Origin of the sequence: Grimontia indica (assembly GCF_000333895.2) — a bacterium.
Classification (GTDB): Bacteria; Pseudomonadota; Gammaproteobacteria; order Enterobacterales; family Vibrionaceae; genus Enterovibrio; species Enterovibrio indicus.
The window spans coordinates 53577-78926 of the sequence record NZ_ANFM02000031.1 but is presented as its reverse complement, the minus strand read 5'-3'; the positions used below and the strand labels follow the sequence as shown (position 1 = coordinate 78926).

At 47.1% G+C, this 25350-nt stretch carries 24 protein-coding genes; 11 read left to right on the top strand and 13 right to left on the bottom strand.

Going from position 1 to position 25350, the window contains the following annotated elements:
* Positions 1-21 precede the first annotated feature (21 nt).
* The 5 genes from D515_RS17095 to D515_RS17075 form a co-directional block, all read right to left on the bottom strand.
* A complete protein-coding gene (locus D515_RS17095; RefSeq protein ID WP_002540290.1) occupies positions 22-309 on the bottom strand; it encodes a hypothetical protein in 288 nt (95 codons plus the stop codon).
* A gap of 43 nt (positions 310-352) precedes the next feature.
* Entirely contained in the window at positions 353-1099 is a 747-nt protein-coding gene (locus tag D515_RS17090; protein WP_002540289.1) for a metallophosphoesterase family protein, read from the bottom strand.
* A gap of 16 nt (positions 1100-1115) precedes the next feature.
* Complete coding sequence (locus D515_RS17085) at positions 1116-1511, bottom strand: GFA family protein (protein WP_002540288.1); 396 nt, start codon at positions 1509-1511, stop codon at positions 1116-1118.
* A gap of 133 nt (positions 1512-1644) precedes the next feature.
* The gene (sigZ, locus tag D515_RS17080; RefSeq protein WP_002540287.1) at positions 1645-2196 is read right to left on the bottom strand and encodes an RNA polymerase sigma factor SigZ; all 552 of its coding nucleotides are present in this window, start codon (positions 2194-2196) and stop codon (positions 1645-1647) included.
* A gap of 81 nt (positions 2197-2277) precedes the next feature.
* A complete protein-coding gene (locus D515_RS17075) occupies positions 2278-2973 on the bottom strand; it encodes a glutathione S-transferase family protein (RefSeq protein WP_002540285.1) in 696 nt (231 codons plus the stop codon).
* A 459-nt stretch (positions 2974-3432) separates the two neighbouring features.
* Here D515_RS17075 and D515_RS17070 point away from each other — a divergent pair, with 459 nt between their 5' ends.
* Entirely contained in the window at positions 3433-3624 is a 192-nt protein-coding gene (locus D515_RS17070; protein WP_002540284.1) for a hypothetical protein, read from the top strand.
* 41 nt (positions 3625-3665) lie between these two features.
* Here D515_RS17070 and D515_RS17065 read toward each other — a convergent pair whose 3' ends face one another.
* The 4 genes from D515_RS17065 to D515_RS17050 all read right to left on the bottom strand — a co-directional run bounded on the left by D515_RS17065 (position 3666) and on the right by D515_RS17050 (position 7385).
* On the bottom strand, positions 3666-4058 hold the full coding sequence (locus D515_RS17065) for a hypothetical protein (protein WP_231590921.1): 393 nt from the start codon (positions 4056-4058) through the stop codon (positions 3666-3668).
* Positions 4059-4250: 192 nt separating this feature from the next.
* Entirely contained in the window at positions 4251-5804 is a 1554-nt protein-coding gene (locus tag D515_RS17060; protein ID WP_002540282.1) for a tripartite tricarboxylate transporter permease, read from the bottom strand.
* 4 nt (positions 5805-5808) lie between these two features.
* Complete coding sequence (locus D515_RS17055) at positions 5809-6282, bottom strand: tripartite tricarboxylate transporter TctB family protein (RefSeq protein WP_002540281.1); 474 nt, start codon at positions 6280-6282, stop codon at positions 5809-5811.
* Between the two features lie 119 nt (positions 6283-6401).
* A complete protein-coding gene (locus tag D515_RS17050) occupies positions 6402-7385 on the bottom strand; it encodes a tripartite tricarboxylate transporter substrate binding protein (RefSeq protein WP_002540280.1) in 984 nt (327 codons plus the stop codon).
* Between the two features lie 307 nt (positions 7386-7692).
* Here D515_RS17050 and D515_RS17045 point away from each other — a divergent pair, with 307 nt between their 5' ends.
* From D515_RS17045 to D515_RS17035, 3 genes are all read left to right on the top strand, one after another.
* Positions 7693-9306 carry an ATP-binding protein gene (locus D515_RS17045; protein WP_002540279.1) on the top strand — a complete coding sequence of 538 codons (1614 nt, stop codon included), beginning with the start codon at positions 7693-7695 and terminating at the stop codon, positions 9304-9306.
* Between the two features lie 38 nt (positions 9307-9344).
* On the top strand, positions 9345-10052 hold the full coding sequence (locus D515_RS17040; RefSeq protein ID WP_002540278.1) for a response regulator: 708 nt from the start codon (positions 9345-9347) through the stop codon (positions 10050-10052).
* Positions 10053-10237: 185 nt separating this feature from the next.
* Positions 10238-11134: a DNA-3-methyladenine glycosylase family protein gene (locus D515_RS17035; RefSeq protein WP_002540277.1), complete on the top strand. Its 897-nt coding sequence runs from the start codon at positions 10238-10240 to the stop codon at positions 11132-11134.
* Positions 11135-11137: 3 nt separating this feature from the next.
* Here the strand turns inward: D515_RS17035 and D515_RS17030 are convergent, their stop codons facing one another.
* Positions 11138-11767, bottom strand: coding sequence for a hypothetical protein (locus D515_RS17030; RefSeq protein ID WP_039850253.1), 630 nt, complete (start codon positions 11765-11767; stop codon positions 11138-11140).
* A 258-nt stretch (positions 11768-12025) separates the two neighbouring features.
* On the opposite strand from D515_RS17030, the gene D515_RS17025 reads away from it, so the two are divergent.
* Positions 12026-13045 carry a hypothetical protein gene (locus tag D515_RS17025; RefSeq protein ID WP_002540275.1) on the top strand — a complete coding sequence of 340 codons (1020 nt, stop codon included), beginning with the start codon at positions 12026-12028 and terminating at the stop codon, positions 13043-13045.
* Between the two features lie 60 nt (positions 13046-13105).
* Here the strand turns inward: D515_RS17025 and D515_RS17020 are convergent, their stop codons facing one another.
* Positions 13106-14353 (bottom strand): hypothetical protein, encoded by a 1248-nt coding sequence (locus tag D515_RS17020; RefSeq protein ID WP_002540274.1) that lies wholly within the window; start codon positions 14351-14353, stop codon positions 13106-13108.
* Between the two features lie 888 nt (positions 14354-15241).
* On the opposite strand from D515_RS17020, the gene D515_RS17015 reads away from it, so the two are divergent.
* The 4 genes from D515_RS17015 to D515_RS17000 all read left to right on the top strand — a co-directional run bounded on the left by D515_RS17015 (position 15242) and on the right by D515_RS17000 (position 20479).
* Positions 15242-16642, top strand: a complete 1401-nt coding sequence (locus D515_RS17015) for an L-cystine transporter (protein WP_002540273.1) — start codon at positions 15242-15244, stop codon at positions 16640-16642.
* A gap of 66 nt (positions 16643-16708) precedes the next feature.
* Entirely contained in the window at positions 16709-18046 is a 1338-nt protein-coding gene (locus tag D515_RS17010; protein WP_002540272.1) for a CoA-disulfide reductase, read from the top strand.
* Between the two features lie 214 nt (positions 18047-18260).
* On the top strand, positions 18261-19688 hold the full coding sequence (locus D515_RS17005) for an NAD-dependent succinate-semialdehyde dehydrogenase (RefSeq protein ID WP_002540271.1): 1428 nt from the start codon (positions 18261-18263) through the stop codon (positions 19686-19688).
* Positions 19689-19990: 302 nt separating this feature from the next.
* Positions 19991-20479: a hypothetical protein gene (locus tag D515_RS17000; protein ID WP_002540270.1), complete on the top strand. Its 489-nt coding sequence runs from the start codon at positions 19991-19993 to the stop codon at positions 20477-20479.
* A 43-nt stretch (positions 20480-20522) separates the two neighbouring features.
* Here D515_RS17000 and D515_RS16995 read toward each other — a convergent pair whose 3' ends face one another.
* A complete protein-coding gene (locus D515_RS16995) occupies positions 20523-20774 on the bottom strand; it encodes a hypothetical protein (RefSeq protein ID WP_002540269.1) in 252 nt (83 codons plus the stop codon).
* A 219-nt stretch (positions 20775-20993) separates the two neighbouring features.
* Between D515_RS16995 and D515_RS16990 the strand changes: the two genes are divergently transcribed.
* Together D515_RS16990 and D515_RS16985 are read left to right on the top strand one after the other, a co-directional pair.
* A complete protein-coding gene (locus tag D515_RS16990) occupies positions 20994-22007 on the top strand; it encodes a TAXI family TRAP transporter solute-binding subunit (RefSeq protein ID WP_002540268.1) in 1014 nt (337 codons plus the stop codon).
* 92 nt (positions 22008-22099) lie between these two features.
* Positions 22100-24235: a TRAP transporter permease gene (locus D515_RS16985; protein ID WP_002540267.1), complete on the top strand. Its 2136-nt coding sequence runs from the start codon at positions 22100-22102 to the stop codon at positions 24233-24235.
* A gap of 69 nt (positions 24236-24304) precedes the next feature.
* Here the strand turns inward: D515_RS16985 and D515_RS16980 are convergent, their stop codons facing one another.
* Positions 24305-25288, bottom strand: a complete 984-nt coding sequence (locus tag D515_RS16980) for a chemotaxis protein CheV (RefSeq protein ID WP_002540266.1) — start codon at positions 25286-25288, stop codon at positions 24305-24307.
* Positions 25289-25350: the final 62 nt, after the last annotated feature.

Here is a 25350-nt window from a genome sequence, read left to right as displayed (position 1 = left end):
CTGCTTTACTTCCTTTCGTTCTTATTTCGCTTTTACAAACAGACCTTTAAGCCATTTGTATATAAGAATCAAACTATAGAACGGGTTGCTTGACGTGTTGTATTCCTCAAGCGCATAGATGTAATTAGATTTGTACTTATCTACCGCTTCCTGTGCTGAATCTGCATATATCGAGTCATCTTCTACTTCATAACCCTGTGCCAGCAGAGCATCCTTTTCTTCCAGGAAGGTGTTTGAAGCCATGTCCAAATAGGTAAACTTTTGTCTGTTTGAATTTGGAATGGTGAAGAACTGATATTTGTTAGCCATTAACGTCCCCTAAATTGATTAATAGGCGGCGAAATCGCGGTGCTCAGTTAACTGCACGTCCTGTGCTTAGGAACGAAACCCAGTCATCACGATTTCTGCTTTTTGCAGCTTCAACGGCTTTGCGAGCATCGTAATCGATTCGCTTGTGGTTCACACTCCAGCTTTTACCCTCACCTTCTACAATTGCGTATGAAGCATGATGGCTAAAGCTTTCCATCGCATGAACCCAAGGCTCGTCATCCTTGTAGGCGGGAAGTCCCACACTGCCAGGGTTAACGATGAGTTGATTGCTGCGCGTCGAAACTGATCTTGCTAAATGGGTATGACCGCAACAAATTAGGTGGCTTGGGTTGCCCGCCAGCAACGTCATTATGTCGTCGTCACTTCTCAATACCGGGCTTCCGCTTGACGCATCCTCTAGCAGGTACACCAAATCGTCTTCCGGTGTTCCGTGACAAAAGAATACATCCTCATTGAATTGCATGGTGGCTGGTAGAGATTTCATCCACTCGAGGGGCGCTGCGCCAAGATCATCCAGAATAAACTGCATCGTCGGGTTTGAAGCAATTTCCGCTTCCTGCGCCTCATAAATCTGCCTGTCTTGATTGCCACGAATCGTAACAATCTCATGCTGCATCAATAAATTAAACGTATCACATGGGGCGATTGGTCCGTACAAGATATCGCCTAGATTAACGATAACGTCGACACTTTCTCGACGAATGTCACTCAGCACTGCCTCCAATGCAAAAACGTTACTGTGTATATCTGAAATCAGAGCTAAGCGCATTGAAGCATCCTTGTATTTAGCGGTCAGCAGGATGGTTTACACCATCGTTAGTGACAACGTCACCCAAATCAAAAGGATTGACACCTTCCAGGCAACCCACGTTATAGCCATATTCTGAAGGATCTGAGCGACGCTGGTGGTGTGTGTAAATACCACACTCTGAACAAAAATAGTGTTTTGCTGTGTGGGTGTTGAAAGTATACAGCTTGAGGAGCTCCTGCCCTTTGACGATGTTAATACCATCCAATTTAACAGAAGCCACCACGGCCCCTTTTCTGCGGCAAATTGAACAGTCACAGCGGCGAGGTTTATCAATACCATTCGGTAAAGAAAGCTCCAACTCCACACCACCACAGTGGCACGTAAATTTATGTTTTTCTTTTATTTCTGTAGGGCCAACTTTACGAATCATACTCGCCTCATCATCCATGCCATTCAGGTCAACTGACCTGACGCAATTTATTCAACTGCATTGATTCTAAAAATAACAGAGGGTTAAACGTTAAACGCCACTCAACTCCCAATTCAGTCATTTCTATGGAACACTAACACTTAGAACAATTGCCATCCCTACGTTCGTACTCCAGCAGATTGCCTTGGCTGTCCAACGAGAACTTGCAGCACTGATTGAATAAGCCCATCAAGTTCTGCCGACTTTTCTTTAACCGCGACTTTAACGTTGAATAATTAATATCGTGAGTTTCCGCGTAATCTTTCTGGCTGACGCCGTCTATCTCAATCGCCTTTAGCAATTCGGCCTCACTCTCAGACAAACCGTGTAAAAATGGGAGAATACATTTGGAAAGATCTTGGACAACAGAAGGCGATTCTTCATCTAGCCAGAGTTCGATACCGACCTCATCACTATAATTGCTGTCGAACCTTTTTCTCCGGTAGAAATCGATGATGGCATTGTTGGCTATCTGAAACAGCCAAGGCTTTAACTTGCTGCGCTCATGCAAAGAAGACAGGCTGGTATACGTCTTTACCAGTATGTCCTGCAGCAAATCTTCCGCATCGTCCGGATTGCTGACTTTGCTACGAATAAAGGCTTTAAGACCTGTCTGATACTCAGACCAAATGGCTTCTATTGTCATTGCTCACTCTTACATAAACGGAAATTGGCTGATGGGATGTCTCCCACCAGCCAAGTGTATTTATTTTTAAAGTTAAATCGCTTAACCGCAGCAGCTTGACGATCCGCACTGACTAGCCGCCACATCTTTACCTTCACCAAGATAGGTGTTTTTAAGGTAGAAATCGCTGAATCGTTCAACAAAGTCCGATGATACTGACTTCACCGCATAACCTGTCTCTAAAACGGCGTGCTGCCATGCCTGCATCTTTGGCAGACCACATAGGAAGTCATACCCGCTCTTTTCTTTAATAATCGCTGCGCGATACAAGAGCGGTAACCAAGCAACATCAACTTTGCCTAGCGTGTTTGAGTCAAAGAATCGCGTGTCACATGTCAGTTGCTTCTCAGCTTTCTGGAGAACCAATTGTAACTTACTTGCCCTTTCATCAAAGGTCGCTTTATCTTTGCTGCTCATGGTGCCGCACTGCATCAGGTAGTGTTTGGTACCCAGATAGCTCCATGCGCGCTGCACCGCTTTGTCTTCGTTACTCAACTTGTCTTGCAAAGGTCCAAATTCATCTTCGATGTATTCAACGATGGCATCAGACTCGAACAAAGCTACGCCGCTTTCGGTGATAAGCAATGGAACCTGCCCATTGGGGGAGATTTCCAGGAACCAATCAGGCTTATCCTTGAGGCTGATATATTCAATCTCATAAGGGACTTCCTTAGCCTCAAGCAATGCAGTGACACGTTGAACGAAAGGACAGATTTTAAAACTAACAACTTTAATCATAAGAATGCTTCTTCTTTTAGGGACTTTACCTATATACCCAAACGACCTGAAGATGCAGGATTCAGCGAGCTTGACTGGTGTTGTGGTCGCGGCGTCCCTTTGCAGGTGTAGTCACCTCCATCAAAAAGGGACAACAAAGAGCACGACATCAGTCAGCTCGCCCGAAGGGAGGCCCACAATACGCCCACTTCTTCGTTAAATTCCCCGGAAATAGAACAACTATTCCTCGCGAAATTCGCCTCGAATTGAACGTATTGAGGGCCTCTGAATGCGATCATCTTCAGGTTGTTTGGGTATAAGACGAAGCTAGGAAGAAAAAGACGAAGGATGATGACAATTTTTTTCTAAGTTTTTAAATTCCAGAATAACTCGCATTGTTGCGGAGCAGCTTATGCTCCTCTCTTTTAGTAAACTTTGCTAAAATGCTCTTATTACAGAACAAAATATGAACGGAGTTTCATGTCTCAAGCCTTGCCTAAAAACCGTACCGAGTGGCTTATTTTCTTTCGTCGTGCAAAATCTATCGACACGTTGGATTTAATGCTGGACGGTGCGTTAAAAAAACTAAAGACGCCTGCAGAACAGGCTGATGCGATCCTTGGCCATGAGGCCAGACTGGATGAACTTGAAGGGGTTCGTAAGGCGATTTAAGAAAAAAGGCACAATGCTGTTCATTATGCCTTTTCGTGCATTCAGGCTGACTGGTTAAATTTCTCAGATTTTTCTGGTTCTAGAGGTTTAACTGGCGCAGGTTCAGTTTCTTCAGGCTCTAGCATTTCTTCGGCTTTCTTTTCTGCTTCTTCGACCAGTTCGCTGCCTTTCTCTTTGCCTTTATTCCAGAGCTCTGAGCTTTTCTCTTTTGCGCTGTCCCAAAGGTTACTTCCACCTTCCTCAGCGTTATTGAGCAGCTCCCCGCTCTTTTCTTTGGTCGCATCCCAAGCATTCTTACCTGCTTCCTTCGCCGAGCCCCAAGCTTCGCTTGCAGATTCTTTCGCTTTGTCCCAGCTACTTTCTTCCTCTGCCTGCGCCGATAAAGGCAACACAAGCATTAATGACAGCACCAGTGCTTTCATTGGATTCATCATGCTCTCCCTATTTGATTGCTTGGCGTTTCGTTTGAATCTTATACCCAAACCCGCGGTATCGTCAGTCTATTAAAGACAACTTGAATCACATATCAAGTCACCCTATCAGAAATATAAAACAGTGTTCAATATTTTTATATAAAAGAGCCACCTTCATCGGTGGCTCTTAGGTTGATTTCAGTCTATGCCCTTTTAGCCATCACCTCGGTCAATTTGAACATTCGCCTGTTGACTCCTTTTCACACCAAAGCCCAGCTTTTCCAAGCCTGCACGAATCAAAGGCAGCAACAGAACAAACACCGAAATGCACATAATGGTCAACGTCAGTGGCCTTTCCCAGAGGAAGCTCAAGCTACCATCAGAGATAATGAGCGACCGACTGAGGTTGTTTTCCATGATACCGCCCAATATAAAGCCCAGTAGCATTGGCGCCATTGGGAAGTCCAATAGTTTGAGCAAGATTGCCACGACAGTGATGAGTACCATCATGTTGATATCAAACGTATTGAAACTGACCAGGTACACCCCTGTGATTGAGAAGAACAGGATAAGTGGGATCAGAATCGGTCGTGGGATCACCAGCAGACGCGAGATATATGGGATCAGTGGCAAGTTCAGGATGAGCAGTACGATGTTGCCAAAGTACATTGAGATGATCACCGACCAGAACACATCCGGGTTATCAATAAATAAACGCGGCCCAGGCTGGATGCCATAAGCAATCAAAGCACCCAGCATGATCGCTGTTGTACCAGAGCCTGGAATACCCAAGGTTAGCAGTGGCACAAAAGAGCCTGTCGATGCCGCATTATTGGCTGATTCTGGCGCTGCAAGGCCTCGTAATGCACCTTTACCGAACTTCTCCTTCAGACGTTTTGGCGCAAGGTTCCGTTCCAAACCATAAGCAAGGAACGACGCAATCGTTGCACCTGCACCGGGAAGCACGCCCACGATAAAACCAAAGACTGAAGAACGGGCTACCGTTGGTGCAACTTCTTTCACTTCGTCTTTAGACAATTTCATGCTGCCAAGCGCCGCCATGTCCATGTCTGGTTCTTCTTCTTTGTGCTGGCCTTTCAATACAGTCATCACCACTTCTGCCAAAGCAAAAGTTGCCATTGCCAGCAACAGGAAGCTGATACCGTCAATCAGATCGATATTGTTGAACGTAAAGCGCGGCGCACCGGTGATAACATCCGTACCCACAGTCGCAATCATCAGGCCGAATACCGTCATCGCCATCGCTTTTAGCACCTGACCTTTACCGGCAAACGCAGCGACTGCGGTCAAGCCAAGGATCATCAATGCAAAATAGTCAGCAGACTGGAAGCTTAGGGAAACCTTTGCCAGTGCTGGTGCGGCAAACAACAGAATAATTGCGCCAATCGTACCGCCAGTAAAAGAGGAGTACGCAGCCAGCGCCAGTGCTTTACCGGCCTGACGTTGTTGAGCAAGAGGATAACCGTCGAACGCAGTAACCACTGTACTCGCACAACCTGGTGCGTTAATCAGAATAGAAGAAGTGGAGCCACCAAATACGGCACCATAATACACGCCTGCCATCAGGATGATGCCAGACGCAGGATCCAGACCGTAAGTAATCGGGATCATGAGCGCCACTGCTGAAATTGGGCCAAGACCCGGCAGCATACCGATGAAGGTACCGGCGAAACAGCCAACGACCACCATCATAATGTTAAAAGGCATAGTTGCGGTGCCTAAGCCCGTAGCAATTCCTTCCCACATAGCCTTAACCTCCGAACAACTGGGTAAACGCGCGCCCTGGAGCGAGATAGATATCTAATAGCTTTGCCAGCACAAACCAGATACCCACAGCAAACGGCACAGACGCAATGAACAATGTTTTTGGACGACGTTCACCAAGAATCCAGTAACCGACAACCAAAAAGAAGATGGTAGAAAGCAGGAAGCCAACCCACTCCAGCGCAAAAGCGAATGCAACTATCAGCACCAGCAGTTTCGCCACCAACACAAAATCCAGCCCCGCCAGGGACAACTTCGCGGCAGCGTCTCTTCGCCCAGTAACCAGCATGAGCACACCTAGAATGCCGCCCATATACGACAAGGCAATAGGCAAAGTCTGAGCGTGGAAAGGTTCGTATTCGTCACCGGGCAGCATTGGGATTTGACGAGCGTAGTAGCCGTATGCCACTGAAAGACAGAGAAATATGAGACCACCGATATGGTCTTTAGTGACAACCATGTGACACTCCTTGAACTGCAAATTAAGACGGAAATGTCCGTCTTGAAAAGCGATAAGGCCTTATCCTTGGGCCTTAAATTGAATCAGGGCTCAGAGAACCGAGCCCTTTTCGTTGAGGCTTAGCGCAGGAAGCCAAGCTCTTTCATCAGTGCACCCACTTCTTGCTCCTGACCTTCAAGGAAAGTCACGAACTCAGCACGAGGTTTGAAGATTTCGATCCAACCGTTGCGGTCACGAACTTCCGCCCATTCATCGGTCGAATACATTTTCTCCAGTACTGCAGCGTATTCATCCGCTTGTGCATCAGACAAACCCGGTGCGGCAAAGAAACCACGCCAGTTGGTGAACTCAGCATCAACACCCAGCTCTTTCAGAGTCGGAACATCCGCTGCTGCTGGAGAGCGCTCTGGACCTGTCATAGCCAGAATGCGAACTTCGCCTGCATCTTTGAGTGCCAGTGCTTCTGAGAAACCGGTAGACAGCAACTGAGCTTCACCTGACAGAATGCCAGCCATTGCTTTACCACCTGCATCGTAAGCGACATATTTCAGTTTCTTAGGATCACCACCCGCTGCTTTGAATGCTTGAGCTGCAACCAAGTGGTCCATGCTGCCTCGCGCAGAACCACCAGCGATCGCAATAGAACGTGGGTTTTCTTTGTAGTCAGCCAAAACCTCAGCGAAGGTTTGGTATTTGGAGCTGGTTGGTACCACGAAAGCCGCATAGTCACCAATCGTCGCGGCGATTGGCGTCAGGTCACGGAAAGACTGAGGGAAAACTTTAGAAAGTGAGCGAATAACAATCGGGGTAGAATTCACCATCAGTGTGTTGTCAGCTTGATCAGCCGTTTCGATCAGGTGTGCAATCGCTTTACCACCGCCACCACCGGACATGTTTTCGTAAGAAACAGTTTCAACAAGACCTGCTTTAGACAAAGCCTCACCTGTACCGCGCGCAGTGCCATCCCAGCCACCACCTGCACCACCAGGGATAAGGAAGTGAACTTCTTCAACAGCAGCGTTAGCTATTCCCGCACTCAGTGCAGATGTGAGCGCCAATGCAGCAACGAATGAACGTTTTTTGGCGAACAGATTTGAAATCATAGGTTTTTCCTCGTGTCGTTCCGTCCTTTGGACGAGATAGATTTATGCCGAAACTCCGCTCAAAATGGCGTTTTTGCGCAATGCGCCGTTTCGGGATCTTAGCCCTACTCTTTCAAACTATTTGGTGACCTCGGATCTGGAAAGCTTGTGTTTTTAATGTTTTTTTAAACCTTTAAAAACATTTTGTTCATATTGTTCACTTGCGTGATAAAGAACAAAGAATCATCATTTCAAGTAGATAGATAATAGCGAGTATGCTTAAACCACGAACTCGCCCTCTTTAGTAAACAAAAGGTTTCACCTCTGGATGTTTTCACTTCGCGCGCTCAAGCTCAAAACCCGCATGATGCTGATCCTTGGCATGATGGCCTTGCTGCAAACTGGATTTATCGGTCTGTTTGCACTTTTCTATCTTTCTCATTCTCTCGACGAACAAATCAGCCAACGTGCCTTAAACGTGGCCAAAACGATTGCCGCCATGCCGGCCGTGGTTGAAGCAGCAGAACAGAGAGACAGTGAATACCTGCAACCGCTGGCCATTGATCTGGCCGAAGTGAATGACGCCCGGTTTGTCGTGATTGGAGATCGCAATGGCATACGACTCGCCCACCCATCTTGGGAGCGGGTAGGTAAACCCATGTATGACGATGACGGCGATTACAACGAGCCCGCCTTGCTTTACGGCAAACCCTACATTCAAAAAGCAACGGGTAGCCTTGGGGCGACAGTGAGAGGCAAAGCCCCAATCTTTGATTCCAGTAGCGAAGAGGTCGTCGGTATTGTCTCGGTCGGTTTCTTGCTCAAATCCGTTGATGACATCATCAACCGCTATATCGCCACGCTCTATATCGTTATTGCCATCAGCTTTTCGTTAAGTGTCTTGACGGGTCTGTGGTTTGCTAACCACTTCAAGAAAGCGATTTTTGGTCTTGAACCTGAACAGATAGGCCGATTGTTTCAAGAGAGAAATGCGACGCTTGAATCCGTCCGTGAAGGGATCATTGCCGTCAATAACAAAGGGCGTATTACAACCTTCAACCGAGCTGCCGTTGAAACACTGGGATTAGATGCCAACACCAAGCTCACCGACCGCCCGATTGAAGAAGTGCTGCCAGACAGCCGTTTAATGGATGTGCTTAAATCCGGCAAACCCCATTTCGATAAAGAAATTTGGCTGCAAGACAGAAACCTGATTGTGAACCGTCTCCCCCTCCTTCAGGACAACGAAATCACAGGCGTTGTGTCGAGCTTTCGCCGTAAAGACGAGCTCGATGCCGTGAGTAAACAGCTTACTCAAATACAGCAATATGCGGACACGCTGCGCAGTCAGTCCCACGAGTATTCCAATAAACTCCATACCATTGCGGGTCTGATTCAGATTGGTGCTACCGATGAAGCATTGGCACTCATTGGACAGGAAACCCAAAGCCATCAAGCACTGATTCATCTGATGGTTGAAGCCGTGCCGGATCCTATCCTCGCGGGCTGTTTGCTGGGGAAATACAACCGCGCCAAAGAACTGGGTTTACGCCTCGAAATCGACCCAGAAAGCTCAATGAAAGAGATTCCCGATCACATCCCTCGCGAAGAGTTAGTGAGTATCATCGGTAACTTGATCGACAATGCCCTTGAAGCCACGTTAAGCAACAAACGCTTGGAAGTCAGGCTATCCATGACCGATCTTGGCAATGACCTCATATTTGAAATAGAGGACGAAGGGCAAGGTATTCTTGAAGAAGACCATTCGCGCATCTTCCTTAAAGGTGTCACTAGCAAAAAGGGCGAAGGTCACGGCTATGGGCTTCATTTGGTGCAAAAGCTTTTGCAAAAGCTCGGTGGTACGATTTTGCTCGAGCCTGGCGATACCATGGGCAGCCGGTTTACCGTTTATATCCCTAAATCCTTTGAAAATCAGAACTAAACTATAAAAAGAGACTAAGCAAGGAGTCAGCAGTACCTATGACACAAAACATCCGCGTCGTTATCGCAGAAGATGACGTTCAAATCGCAGAGATTCAAAAACGCTTTCTTGAACGTATCGAGGGCGTCGAACTTGTCGGCATCGCTCATACGCTTGAAGACGCGGAAGATTTGGTGGATGTATTCAAACCTGAACTCCTGCTTCTTGATAACCACTTCCCTAATGGAACAGGCCTCGAGCTTCTCCGTAAATTACGGGCAAACAACAGCGAAACCGATGTCATTCTTATTACAGCGGCCAAAGAGGTCGACACCTTGCGTGAAGCGTTACGCAGCGGCGTATTCCACTACATCCTCAAACCGCTAGTGTTCGAACGCTTAAAAGAAGCCATTCATCAATACGCCGCGCATCTTGAAAAGTTGCATGCCATGGATGATTTGGTTCAAACCGACGTCGATACCTTATTACCTCAACGTACGGTAAGTACGGGTACAGCGTCACAAGAAATCGCCAGTTCCATTCAACGACTGCCAAAAGGGATTGATGGCATCACACTCGATAAAATCCGTACCGTGTTCTCTGATTCAGACGCCTCCCTCAATGCAGAAGAAGTTGGTGCCATGATCGGCGCGAGCCGCACCACGGCAAGACGCTACCTCGAATACATGGTCAGCACCCAGGAATTGGAAGCACAGGTTAATTACGGCAGCGTCGGTCGACCTGAACGCAGATACATCTCCGCATAAACCCTTTTGCAGACTAGGAGACGAGTCGCGCGACTGTGATCCTAATTGAATAATTGGAAGTTAACATATTCAGTTATAGTGCGTTATAACGTTATTTATCGCGTTCCATCGAATGAACGCTTAGTCTTGATTGTTAGCGCTTTTCGTAAGTGTCCAAGTCCTTCTTCAACATGGAGTTAGAAAACATGAACCATGCCCCTCTCTCAGTGACAACGTCACTCCCTGAGAGTTTTCGTCATCAAGATTTTCTGACTTTTCATAGAAGAGACAAAACTGAGCTGGCTGAAAAAGTCGAAGGCAATGAAGTGATAAAAGGCATCACCTTAGAAGGCGTTCCTACCCTACTTCACCTTTCTTTATCTGCAGATTCAGCCAGACTGGATATTCAATCGGACGCAGAAACGTGCCTAATGACAGAGGACGATCTCAATAGTCTTCTTCAACATATGCTCGGACTAAAGCAAGCCACAGAAGACTTTGAATCAGAATACAAAGCTCACTGCGATGTTTCCCGCCTATTGAATCATTCTTCAGGGCTCCGAATTCCTCAAACCGTTACACCCTTCGAAGCCATTACATGGGCAATCACGGGACAGCTCATCAGCGTTGAAGCCGCAGTCTCAATTCGACGCAGACTGATTCAGGCAACCGGGAAGCAACACAGCAGCGGCATATGGTGTTTGCCCGACGAAATAATTCTGGCCCAAACCGAGATTGATACTTACCGAAACTGCGGATACTCGAACAGTAAGGCAACAACCATTCAGCGTATTGCTCAAGCGTTGGTAGACGGCAGCCTGTCTCTGTCGTTAGATGCAGACCCCGAAGAGATCGGCAAACAGCTTCTTGCTGTCAAAGGTGTGGGGCCATGGACGGTCAGCTATACCCTTTTGCGTGGATTCGGCTGGTTGGATGGTTCACTTCATGGCGATGTCGCCGTCCGCAGAAGCCTTCAACAGTTATTAGGACTGGAAGAAAAGCCAACGGAGAAAGAAACTCAACAATGGCTTGCGCCTTTTTCTCCTTATCGCGCATTGGTCGCAGCACATTTATGGGCGATGGATTCTGCCAAGAGTTACTAGAAATCATCCAGAGGGGCCGGCTTTTGCACGCTCAATAGAATCTTGAATCTCACTTTCAATGTCAGTAAGTCGCTGCTTAAGCTGTTGAGGTGATTTTACTCCATTGAATGGATTTACTTTATCGACGATCCTCAAGTCATAGTCGATATCTTTATTTCTGAATTTTTCTGGCTGAAACATGGCCATTCTTGATAGCGATTCAATCATCATCAGAGACTGGCAGGTGTTGTACCGACTAAGCGTATTGTAGCTGGACAGCAAGTGAGGGTTTTCCATACAAAACTTAGCCATCTTTTTATATACATCTACGCACTCAGTATGAGTCTGAAATTTACCAGTTGTTTGATAACTCACCTTACAAATTTCGAATTTAGCATTCAGTTCTGGGTTGCCTGTGTCTGGCGAAGAGAATTCATCATGCTCTTTTTCACAACCACTAAATAGAAAAGAACTTCTAACACTGCATGTCTCTCCTTGTATTTTTGGTTGGACGCTTGATTCTGATACTTGCGTTTCAACCGATAAAGGTGCTTTTGAGATTAACAACCCTTCAATATCATCTTCAAAAGGGAGTAACACCAATAAGATCGATAACACAGCACCAAAACCAGACACTTCCCTAACTGACAACATAAACATTCCTTTTTGCTTATTTTATACGTTGCTTAAAATGCTTTATCAATATGCAACGGTTGAGCGCTGTGACTTTTAATTACCAATTTATTCAGCTTTCTCAGATGGACAACAGTTATCGCCACTTAAAATCGTTCATTTCGCTCTCAGATTGACGTAAAAACATGCACTTGAACGTCTTAACGTGCCACAGTTGCGGAACCCTAATGATCATTGCGGTATGCTCCCCGCCCTCGTACCGTGATCAATGACACATTTATGCATTACAAAAACATGTTGGGTTATCGTTACCCTAAAGGGCCGTTTGCCATGATCAGCGTGTACACCTTCACCGGTGCCGCTGTTGTTACCTCTACGGTTTTTTCGCTGCTACTATTCCTTTCCATTGATGACAACACCATGATGAAGGTGTTGTTTGGTACTCTGGCAATCATTTTCGAAGCGGGAAAATTCTACGCTTGGTACGAATTTGGAGAGCGTCGCGCACACAAAAACTACACAGGCGCAATCACTGCGTTGGTCTTCTATTTAGTGCTGGCTGCCATTTCTATTGGCGGGAGTATTGGCGGCATCAACAGTGCAACCAATAAGGCGCAGGGTGTTATCTCCATTCAGGAAGCAAAAGTCGCAGCCTACGACAGACAAATCGCCGCCATCGAAAAACAAATTGAACTCAATAACCTCGCCGCTGAAAAGTACATTGAAATGGAACGCATCGCGACAGGCGTTACCCGTATTCAGCAGCAAAACAACAAGCTTCGTGAAGAGCAAATCAAGTTGGCAACAGAACGCGATTCGTTGCCGCCTGTAACGCAAGGCTCTGCGATTGGTTTGATTGACAGCCTGGCCGATGCGTTCAGCGTTTCTCAGCAAGCTGCACAATTCGGTCTTGTCGTATTCCTTTCTATTTTGCTCGACCTGTTTGCGGCTTTCTTTGTCGGTGTGATTGGTGAAGAGTTGCGTTTCCGACGCTTCTATCAACACCACACTGAAATTGATATCACGCCGGAAGATGTTAGCAAGCCGATTGGCTATCTGGAACATAAACCCGCTTTAGATGAGCCTTTCACCGCGGATGCTGCTTGCGCAGAAGAAGCACTGTCGCTTGAAGATAAAGTAAAAAAAGCGGTGCAAGACGGCGTGATCACATGCTCTAAGAAAGCCGTTGGTAAACATTTCCTGCTTTCAACGGATGATGTAGACGCTTTGTTTGAGCAAATGTTGCTTGGCGGCCTTATTGCTAAGAAAGCCAACAATCATTATTACTTGTTGGCTTAAAACACAATCAATGAAAAAGAGCGCGTAAAGCGCTCTTTTCTTTATTTGATTAATTGGAGTCTAAAGCCCGTCAGTGGGTTCCGCACTCACTTCTGTCACAATGCTATCTCCCTTTGGCTTGATGGTTTCAATCACCATCTTGAGGTCGTCAATCAGCCCTTCGTTTTTGCTGTTTTGCTCTTCCAGTGTCGTCACTTGTGCCGTTAGCGATGCTTTTTCCTGCTGCGACATCGATAAATCTGACTGCACTTTATCCAGTTCACTCATCAGCTTCGCGAGTTGAGGATCGACGTCGGGCTTCGACGTCAGAGCGGTATTTAACATCTGGGCCTTTTCTTCCAGCACCAGGGCTTGTTGCTGCATCGGTTGATTGCGAAGATCTAACCCTTCCAGCGCTTGCGCAATGGCATGAAGTCGGTTTTCCAACTCAAGGATCAGTGGTTCAAACTTACCATCATCAACATTTCTAAACCGCTTTACCTCCTGACCGATATGCTTCACGTGGTCAATTTCAAATTGAACGGCAGCCACAGCGGCATTGATGGCATCTATGTCCCGGGGATTTGCATTAACGCTGGCGACCGCTTGTTCGAGCGAAGCTTCTGACTTAGTGAAACTGATGGGCGCTACGGACTTAAACCCTTCACGGCGAAGCAAGGTAATCTGATTTTTCAGTGGCTCAACGTGGGTTTTGAGAACAACGGCAATTTCTAATTTCTTTGCATTTTCAAGGAACACGACTTGCTTGACCTGCGCATCATCAATGTCGTTATCCGCGACATAAGAGAATAACTTCCTGTAATCAGAAGCCAAGCGGTTATAGCGTGATGCATACAACTCATCTGCGCCTATCTCTACGAGGTAAGCCATCTCAGCAATCGATTCAGCCAGTAATGAATCTGCAGTCGTTTTGAGTGTTTGCAATCGTTCAAAAAGCCCATCAACTTTTGACAGACGTTTGTCGAAGATTTCAGCATACGTCCCATCAGAGAAGACAGAATAGTCTTCTGTTGCTTTCGCGGGGTTTGATGCGAAGTCTTCGTACACATCGACAGCGTCATCCCATGCATCGAACAGATCATCGACCAAGTCATCGTCGTAAAGCCTTAGTGACTTGCTTTCCTCCATCTTAGCCAGCCAACGCTCGTAGTTTGCTTTTGATGCTTCGTAGATCTTTAGTGTGTTCTGGTTTTCTTGGGCGGGTGCATTGGTTTCAGAAGCAACCTGTCTTGGCTCACTGGTTGACTGACAGGCACTGAGTAAAGATGCAAAGGCGACGGCACAAAAGACCGCATTGAGTTTGTTCATCGGCTAATCCCCTAGGTCACTGAATCTGAGCTGGTTAATATTCAGAGCATCATTGTTTTATTTTTCTTATAGTTAGCTGCCACTTTTCGCTTTTAGTGATCTGAATCACTCCCCTTAAAGCTAGACCAATGCCTGAATCAGAGTCAGCAGATAAACATGACTTAGATCACACTGATTTTTGTAAGTTTTACACGACGAGATCCCGTATTTAGAAAAAGATAACTTTGGTTTAAAAGAAGCAAAACCAAGTTCACATTTAATTAAAATCATCCTAATTAAAATCCTTAATGAAAAATAAATCAGGAAATTAAAGAATCGGATAACATGTTTTACTTTGGTTAATTAAATTAGACTAAATATAAATACCAGTGTTAATCACGACTCTTATTTATCCAATAACTGTCGAATTTATATCTTATAACTATTGGCAATATAGATCTCGTTTATATGCTTAAGCCTTTGGCTTTATGATTCGCCATAACCACGCTTGCTGACTGAAACCAGGTGGTTTCGAGAGAGTCTTCATACATGGATGATTCCCTCTCACTTGTTAAATATATTTTATACCCAAACAACCTGAAGATGCAGGATTCAGCGAGATTGACTGGTGTCGTGATCGCGGCGTTTCTTTGCAGGTGTAGTCATCTCCATCAAAAAGGAACAACAAAGAGCACGGCATCAGTCAACTCGCCCGAAGGGAGGCCCTCAATGCGCCCACTTCTTCGTTAAATCCCACGGAAATAGAACGACTATTCCTCGTGAAATTTGCCTCGAATTGAACGCATTGATGACCTATGAATACAAGCATCTTCAGGTTGTTTGGGTATATGTTTTTATTTTGTTATTTGTTTCATTTTAGCCCGCTACTTTTTTAAGGATTATTATAGAATGACAATGAGCGTTATATTTAACCTCGCGATATTCATCGCGCTTATCTATTTCCTTTATAAACTCCAAGCCAAATATGTTCCTTTTACTAAACGCGTTTTTGCTGGCTTGGGTTTAGGTGTTGTTTTTGGTGGATTACTGCAACTGTTTTACGGTGCAGGTTCAGACATCATTGCCAGCAGCATTGACTACTTCGATATCGTCGGTAAAGGCTACGTTAAGCTACTGCAAATGATCATCATCCCATTGGTCATGGTCTCGATCATTTCGGCCATTCTCAAACTGAATGGCGGCACATCGGTGGGTAAAATCAGCGCGATGAGCATTGGCGTATTAGTGATTACCACCATGATTGCAGCATTGGTTGGCATTGCATGGTCGCTGCTATTCGGTCTGAGTGCAGATGGCCTGACAGCAGGGGCAGCGGAAGTTGCCCGAGGCCAATCCTTGGAAGCAAACCTGGGGCGTGTAGAAAGCTTGTCTTTCGCTAACATGATTCTAGAGTTCATTCCTGCAAATCCATTCCTGGATATGACTGGCTCGCGTAAAACATCGACAATCGCCGTGGTGATCTTCTCCATCTTCATCGGTTTGGCTGCGACAGGTATTTCCACCAAGAAACCCGAAATTTACGCCTCATTCGAACACTTCATCAAAGTCGCACAAGCCATTGTGATGCGCATAGTGACTATGGTGCTGCGTTTGACGCCTTACGGTGTATTGGCGCTAATGACCAAAGTGATTTCAGGGTCTAACTACGCTGATATCGTGAATTTGGCTAACTTCGTGTTTGCTTCTTATGGCGCGCTGATCACCATGTTCGTCATTCACTTGTTGATCATTTCACTGGTTGGCCTGAACCCGATTCGCCACCTGAAGAAAATTATCCCGGTACTGACCTTCGCGTTCACTTCACGATCCAGTGCTGCAACCATTCCTTTGAATGTACGTACACAGGAGCAAGCGCTTGGCGTACCAAGTGGCATTGCCAACTTTGCAGCTTCATTTGGTGCGACCATCGGCCAAAATGGTTGTGCAGGCATCTACCCGGCCATGCTTGCGGTGATGATTGCACCAACAATGGGGATTAACCCGTTGGATATCGGATTCCTCGTTCCTCTAATCGCCATAATTACTGTCAGCTCATTTGGTGTTGCCGGTATCGGCGGTGGCGCGACATTTGCTGCGTTGATTGTGCTTTCAGCAATGGACTTCCCAGTGGCATTAGCAGGCCTTCTGATTTCGATTGAACCTCTGATCGACATGGGCCGCACCGCGTTGAACGTTTCAGGTTCTATCACAGCAGGTTCTGTGACCAGTAAGCTGATGGGCGAAACTGACATGACCGTTTTCAACGAGGACAAGCCGCTGAATTTGGATGGCGAAGACGCCACCGCATAAACACTCATCTAATTGCAATCGGGGGCATCACGTCCCCTTTTCCTGTTCTATTTAAAGGTTCAAACCATGAACATCGTTATTATCGGCGGTGAAGCAGCAGGCATGAGCGCTGCGGCTAAAGCTCGTCGCGTTAACCCAAACGCTACCATCACAGTCTATGAAGCCTCAGAAGTCATCTCCTTCGGTGCATGCGGTCTTCCCTACTATGTCGCTGATGAGTTTCAAGATGCTGGCTATATGTCAGAGTTCACGCCCGCACAGTTTGCTGAACGTGGCATTACCGTAAAAACTGGCCATCGCGTCACCAAGTTGGATGCTGAACAAAAGAAGCTGGAAGTCGTCCATCAGGGCAAAACGTTCATCGCAGAGTATGACCGCCTGATGATTGCCACCGGCGCGAGAGAACTGTTGCCACCGGTTTCTGGCCTCGACAAGCAAGGCGTTCATACGCTTCGTGTCATGCAAGACGGTCTTTCGCTAAAAGAAGCGATTCAGGATGAATCATGTCAGCATGTCACTGTGATTGGTTCTGGCTTTATTGGCCTTGAAGTCGCCGAAGCCATGATTCACCAAGGTAAGAAGGTTCGACTGATTGAACGTGCTGAGCGCCTGATCCCTGATGCATTTGATGCCGAAATCAGCGTTCATTTTTCGTCTGAACTGGAAAAAGCGGGCGTTGAGATTCACACCGGCGAATCCCTGAAAAACATTTTGGGTGAAGGTCATGTTTCTGGTATTGAAACAGACAAAGGCCAGTACGTAACAGATTTGGTCATCGTGTGTACTGGCGTTAAACCAAACACCGAATTTCTGAAAGAGACTGGTATCAAAACCTTAGATAACGGTGCCATTGTCGTGGATCGCCAAGGTAAAACATCACTGAGCGATGTTTGGGCTGCGGGCGACTGCGCAACAATCTGGCATTCAGTATCCGGTGAGAATGTGTATATCCCACTGGCAACCGGTGCGAATAAGCTTGGCCGGATGATTGGTGACAACATCGCGCAAACCGAAGGTGAACCACTGGAGTTTCCGGGTTCTTTGGGCACAAGCTGTGTTCGCGTTCTGGGATTGGAAGCCGGCCGCACTGGTCTTTCTGAGCAAGAAGCTATTCGCGCTGGCTTTGCGGTGAAAACCGTCACCATCAAAGACAAATGCCACACCAATTACTGCGAAGGCCAATCTGACATGCACATGAAGTTGGTGTATGAGGAAGGTTCAAAGCGTATTCTTGGCGCGCAGATCATTGGTTACAAAGGCGCGGTACACCGCATTGATGCAATGGCTGTCGCCGTAAGTACAGGGTTGACCACCAAGCAACTTGGTATGATGGACTTTGCCTACGCGCCACCGTTTGCGCGCACGTGGGATATTATGAACGTGGCAGGTAACGTTGCGAAATAACATCAACCTGATGTGAAGACTCTGAAAGCCAGCGACGACGCTGGCTTTTTGTTTCCAAGCGTTCAAAGGCTCATCCGTTCAATATATTGCACACATCACAATCTCAACATCTTTTCTTTCAGGTTTCTGCCTGCTTTCTCTCCTTTCCTTGCAACCAAATAATCCGGCAGTTAGGCTAATCTCAACTCTACTGGTTCATCGAATGGAAGCCGCTATGGAACAGATAACTAACCGCTCGCTACTCTCGGCAATGTGCGAAAACACGAACACTGCCATCGCTGTTGATAACCCTGCTACCGGAGACGTTCTGGGTTATGTGCCTAATCACAGTCAGCAAGAGATAGAAAATGCCGTCAGCAAAGCCTCAGAGGCACAAAAAGCCTGGGCCAAACAAACAGCGAAACAGCGTAGTGAGGTTTTGATCCGATGGTTTAACCTACTGATGGAAAATCAGGAAGATTTAGCGCGCATCATGACATTAGAGCAAGGCAAACCGCTTGCCGAGTCCCGTGGTGAAGTCGTTTATGGCGCGTCATTTATCCAATGGTTTGCTGAAGAAGGTAAGCGCACTTATGGCGAGACCATTCCAACGCCAATGGCTGACCGCAGAATCATGACCATTCGCCAACCTGTCGGCGTTGCAGCGGCCATCACGCCATGGAATTTCCCTATCGCGATGATCACCCGTAAAGCCGCGCCAGCACTGGCAGCAGGTTGCAGCTTTATTGCCAAGCCTGCTGCTCAGACGCCCTTAAGTGCTTACGCTGTTGCAGAACTTGCGTATCAGGCTGGTATACCCCGTGATTTACTGGCGATAGTGACAACAACTGATGCAGTGATGGCTGGTGAACTCTTCTGTAGCAGTGATCAAATACAAAAAATCTCCTTTACTGGCTCCACTAATGTCGGCCGTATTCTCATGAAACAAAGTGCCGAGAGCGTTAAACGTGTGTCGATGGAGCTTGGCGGCAATGCCCCTTTTATCGTGTTCGATGACGCAGATATCGATGCCGCTGTGAAAGGTGCCGTTGCCTCCAAATTCCGCAACGCAGGTCAAACGTGTGTTTGTGCCAACCGCTTTTACGTTCAGGATGCGGTGTACGACGAATTCGTCGAGAAGTTCTCAGAAGCCGTGAAAGCACTGAATATCGGAAATGGTCTCGAGGATGGCGTAACCATTGGGCCTTTGATTGACGATAACGCCAAATCCAAGGTCCAACGCCTGATTACTGGCGCGACAGAACAGGGGGCGAAAGTAGCCGTTGGAGGAAAAGATCAAGGTGGTCGATTCTTTGAGCCAACGATCCTCACTGATGTCACCCACGACATGGCGATTGTTCAGGAAGAAATATTTGGTCCTATCGCCCCTGTCATTCGATTTAGCGACGATAACTCTCTGGTGCAGATGGCGAACGACACCATTTACGGCCTTGCCAGTTATTTCTACAGCAAAGATATCAATCGTATTTTCGCCATTGCGGAAGCGCTGGATTACGGCATGGTGGGCGTCAATGAAGGGGTTATCTCTACCGAAGTTGCACCGTTTGGTGGTGTGAAGCAATCTGGCATTGGCCGCGAAGGTGCCAAACAGGGTATCGATGAATACCTGAATACCAAATATATCTGCCTCGGTGGTTTGTAATCACTTTCGGTGAATCAAAAAGCAGGGACAAAATTCCTGCTTTTTTTGCTTAAATGGCTAAAAACACATACCAAACCCACTTAACACCAAGAAATCCCTTTCATTCACTTTTACGCTCATAACATTCACTAATCTTTAACGAAATTCCTCTACATACGTAAGTGACTGTTGGAAATCTGCATAAAAATTCTGCAATCAAACTTCACAAAGACGGGTCTTTTCCTTTAATGTGAAGCGCAACAGTGTTTTTTCGTGCCACAGTGCGAAACTACGCTCAATTCAAAAAGAACAAAGGTAAAAAGATGTCTGACGTACCTTCAGCTGTTGTAGAAGTCGCAGCTAATGCACAAACCGTTGCTGAATCTTCCGGTTCCGTATGGCCATACGTGGTTGGCGGTATCGCTCTTGTCGTCGCAGCGGGATTTTGGGGTTACAAGCTAGTAAGCCGTCCTACTTTCATCATTAAGCAGATCCGCCGCCGTAATCTGAAAGCAATGAAGAAAGAAGGGATTGAAAGCTCAGAAGCAACCAACGATTTGGATAGACTGCTGACTGCAATCGAAGAACATGCAGTCACCAACAAGATGTCTGGCGCTGACATGATCAAACTTCTGGCACCACTCAATGACCAGAACCGCATGAAGTCGGCAAGAGATATGTACCTAACCATGCAGCACATCGCTCGCGAAGTTGGCAATACTCGTCTTGCTGGTGAGTTTAAAGGTAAATCTTCAGGCGTGAAATCCAGCTCTAAGCTGATGGCAGGTCTGTTTAAACGCGCAGGCATCTAAAGCCTTAGCAAAGAAGAACTCAAGGCACCTTAGGGTGCCTTTTCTATTTCATGGCAGCCTTACCGCCAATGATCTTATAAGCAGGTGTTCCCCTGACCAACGTCTCCCTCGCAAACACATTGCCACAAGAAGGACATTCGCAAGGCGTTTCAGTGTAGTCAGTCACAATGCGTTCTTTGAAACACTTCACCAAAGACCCTTTCCCACCTTTCTTGTATTTAAACAACATCGCCTTGCATTTCGCGCAGATGATATCGACTGATCGTTCCGGCAATTTCTTGTTGGGTTTCGCCACGTTACCTCCGATGATGACTTCCTCGATCTTATCTCAAAGAATGCGTTAGACCAAAGTCTTAGGGCGGGAGAAAAACTGAGAGAAAGCTTATGTTTATCAGGACTGGTTAACATACCGTTTACAATGTCGGCTATTCTTTGCTGGTTATCTGCGATGCGTCTATCTCACGCTTTGCATCTTATTCCACGGCAACGGATACCTATAACATTGGAGTGTTGTATGAAAATCAAATCCTTGGTGAAAACCCTTTCATTGGCAACTGCCATCGTGACAGCAGGCATGGGCAGTGCCGCTGCGGAAGAAAGAGACTACATCCTCGCTACAGCATCTACGGGTGGCACATACTACCCCGTCGGTGTGGCACTGGCGACTCTGAGTAAAGTGAAGCTGGAGCCTCAGTACAAGTTTTCACTGTCTGCTATCAGCTCTGCAGGTTCTGGCGAAAACGTTAAGCTGCTCCGCGAGAATGAAGCACAGTTTGCAATCCTACAGGGTCTCTATGGTGCATGGGCGTGGAATGGTGAAGGCAAAGTTGAGCAGGCAGGCCCACAGAAAGAACTGCGTTCTGTTTCCATGCTTTGGCAAAACGTTGAGCACTTCATCATGCTAAGCGATTTGGCCAAAACTGGCACCATGGCAGACATGAAGGCTATGGACGGTAAGAAGTTCTCTATCGGTAAGAAAAACTCAGGAACAGAAGGCTCTGGCCTGCAAATTCTGAATGGTTTGGATATCAACACTAACAAATTCAATATGGCGTACCTCGGCTACGGCGCCAGTGCTGATGCCCTGCAAAACGGCAACATTGATGGCATGAACACGCCTGCAGGTGTCCCAGTCAGCGCTGTGACCCGTGCTTATGCGGCAATGGGCGATAAAATCAAAATCCTCAACTTCACCGACGAGCAGGTTAAAGAAGCCAATGGCAGCTATAACCTATGGACCCGTTACGTGATTGAAGCCAATACTTACCCAGGTCAAACCGAAGCGGTTGAAACCATCGCTCAGCCTAACTTCCTGGCAGTACGCAGTGACATCAGTGACGAAGACGTATACCTGCTGACAAAAACCATCTACGAAAACCTGGCTTTCCTGAATGGTATTCACAAAGCCACTAAAGCGATGTCGCTACAAAAAGCCATTGATGGCCTACCTGTGCCACTACACCCAGGTGCGGCTCGCTACTACAAAGAACAAGGTTTGACGATTCCTGATCACCTTGTTAGCAACTAACGGCTAAACCCAAGGCGCTGACCCCGTCAGCGCCGCTTCTTCATTTCCAGCCCAACAGGACGTCGTGTCTTCTTTTGCACGCTAGAGGGAATATGACCGATAAATCTTCCAGTGCTGATTCGTCTCAGGAAATCGAAACCGAACTCTCCCAATTTGAACTGACGCAGCGAACAGATTTCCCGTTAATCACTCGTATTGTCACCATTTTCGGTATCGCGCTTTCACTTGTTCACATTTGGTTTAATACGTTCGCTACACTGCCAGAGCTATGGGTGTCTGCTGCACATTTCGCTGGCTTTTCAGTAATGTGTGCATTGACCTACCCTGCTGCAGCCAAATGGCGAAATAGCCGTTTTGCATTGGCCATCGACATTGGTATCGCCGTCGCCGCTATCGCCTGTCTTGTTTACATCATTTTCGCTGAAGATGCGCTGTATGATCGTGGCGTAACTTTCGTCACCACCGACTGGGTGTTTTCTGTCATCGCCATTTTGATCGCTCTTGAATTGATTCGCCGAACCATGGGCTGGTTTATTCCATGCCTGATTGTCGTGGCGCTCACTTATGTGGTTTGGTGGGGAAGTTGGCTCGATGGCATATTCGCTTTCCCGGGACTTTCCGCAGAAACCATGCTCTATCGTGCTTTCTACAGCTCAGAAGGCATGTTTGGCCCTATCTCAAGAATTTCATGGAGCTATGTCTTCATGTTCATCTTGTTTGGGGCATTTTTGGTGAAATCCGGCGCGGGTGATTACATCATCAATGTCTCCCGTGCTGCCGCGGGTAAGATCATTGGCGGCCCCGGTTTTGTCGCCGTATTGGGTTCAGGGTTGATGGGCTCAGTATCCGGTTCCAGCGTGGCAAACACCGTATCTACTGGGGTGATCACCATTCCCTTAATGAAGAAAGCCGGGTTTCCTCCCAAGTTTGCTGCAGGGGTGGAAGCAGCAGCATCGACAGGCGGGCAGCTCATGCCTCCTGTAATGGGCGCAGGCGCGTTTATCATGGCGTCATACACCCAAATTCCCTATGTCGAAATCATCGCAGTATCGTTTGCACCTGCTCTGATTTATTTTCTGTCTGTGGCCTTCTTCGTGCGCATAGAAGCCAAACGCTCCGGTGTGCATCAGCTAGAAACCGAAACGCCATCCATGCTGAAAGTATTGGCGTCGGGTTGGCACTACCTCATTCCACTCGCTGTGCTTGTCGCTTTGTTGGTCATGGACTTCACACCAACCTATGCGGCGGGTATCTCGATCATTTCAGTGGTTGTGTCGTCTTGGTTATCACCAAACAGGATGGGCATCGCGGATATCTTTGATGCGCTCGCCCAAGGCGCCCGTAACATGGCGACCACAGCGGTATTGCTTACTGGTATTGGCTTAGTGGTCAACGTCATCAGCACCACAGGGATTGGCAATACCTTCTCCCTGATGATCAATGACTGGGCAGGTGGCAGCCTGTTCATCATGATTGTATTGGTCGCGCTGGCATCGCTGATTTTGGGAATGGGATTGCCTGTCACCGCGTCCTACATTGTGCTTGGCACCCTTTCTGCGCCTGCCCTTTATGGCTTGATTGCCGAGCAGCAATTGCTTGAGCTTCTTACTACCGGTCAGTTGCCAGAAGAAGCCAAGACCATATTTATGCTGATAGCACCGGAGCAGCTCGCCGCTTTAGGCTCACCCATGTCATTTGAAATGGCCGTCGATTTAGTAGGCAAGGTACCGGATGATTTTAAAGCGACGCTTCTGGAGCAATCTCTGGGCCCAGTTACCGTTGGATTAGCCCTGTTGGCCGCACACCTGATCATTTTCTGGTTATCGCAAGACAGTAACGTGACGCCACCTGTGTGCTTAACTGCTTTTGCTGCCGCTACCATTGCGCGCACACCTCCAATGGCTACAGGCTTCAAAGCCTGGAAAATCGCGAAAGGACTTTATTTAGTGCCACTACTCATGGCGTATACACCATTGGTAGCGGGAGATTTTCAGCAGGTTGTTATTGTGACCCTGTTTGCCATTTTGGGTACTTGGGCGCTTGTAGCTGGCTTAGAGGGTTATCTTGAAGGTCCGATTAATCCGCTTTTCCGCGCAGCAACATTCGGTATGGCAGCTTTGATGATGTGGCCAGGTTTGGATATTTGGCTTCGCTTACTGGGTGCAGGGCTGTTTATCGCACTGGTAGTGCACTCATACAAGAAACCGCCACCGCTGGCGACTGCCTAGCTTCAATGCTCAATCGCTTAAAAGAAGAAAAGCGCCTATTTGGCGCTTTTCACTTCTGTTGGCAGCCGACTAACCTTCTTTCAATACCAAACTATCCATCAAGCCAACCATACGGCCAATTTCTGGTTTAGTGATGGTGTCGTTAGCACCAAGATCCAGCGCTTTACGGCGGTTGTCCTCACTCATCAAGGAAGAGAACATGACAATCGGAATGTCTTTGTATTCACCGATATCACGCAGCCTTTTTACCAGATGCAAGCCGTCCATTTTCGGCATTTCCACGTCAGAGACCACACCGTCGACGAATTCAGTAATGGGCAGCTGTTCTTCGGTACACAGACGGACAAACTCAATCATGTTGTCCAGCCCTTCCTGACCGTCTTTTGCGGTGATCACATTGTAACCCGCCGATCTCAACGTGTTTTCAATCAAACGCCTAATAAACGCCGAGTCATCGACAACAAGGATGGTTTTAGCTTCGCGCCTTGCCACCATGGCATCATCGATAACCACCGTTTTGTCTTTGGTGACATCGTATTTTTCCATGCTAAGTTCTGGATTGATGTCAGCAATGATTTTCTCGAAGTCGAGGATCATGATGAGATTGGATTCCTGACGCACTACCGCCACGACACAATCTTGATCTGAGGCTTCGAGGAACTGGCTGGGAGATTCCACCTCTTCCCAGGATATTCTGTGAATCCGGCTGACACTGTCTACCAAGAAACCGTTCGACATCTTATTGAAGTCAGTAACGATAACGACTTTTTCTTCGACACAATCCTTGGTTGGCACGCCAAGCCAGCGAGCTAAATCCACCAAAGGAATCAACTTGCCACGAAGAGAGAACACCCCCAGCACGTTAGGCTGTGCATTGGGGTAGTCCGTGGTATCGGGAACGCGGATAACCTCTCTTACTTTGGCGACGTTGATACCGTAATAACAGATCTTTTTAGAGCCATCAGGCAAAATTTTCTCTAAACGAAATTCAATAATCTCGAGTTCGTTTGTACCGCTTTCTGTCAAGATTGAAGTTTTAGGTTCTGTGCTCATACCAGATCTCAATGCATGTGAAGGCAAAAACAATAACGTCCTCTAACAGCATAGTCTTAATC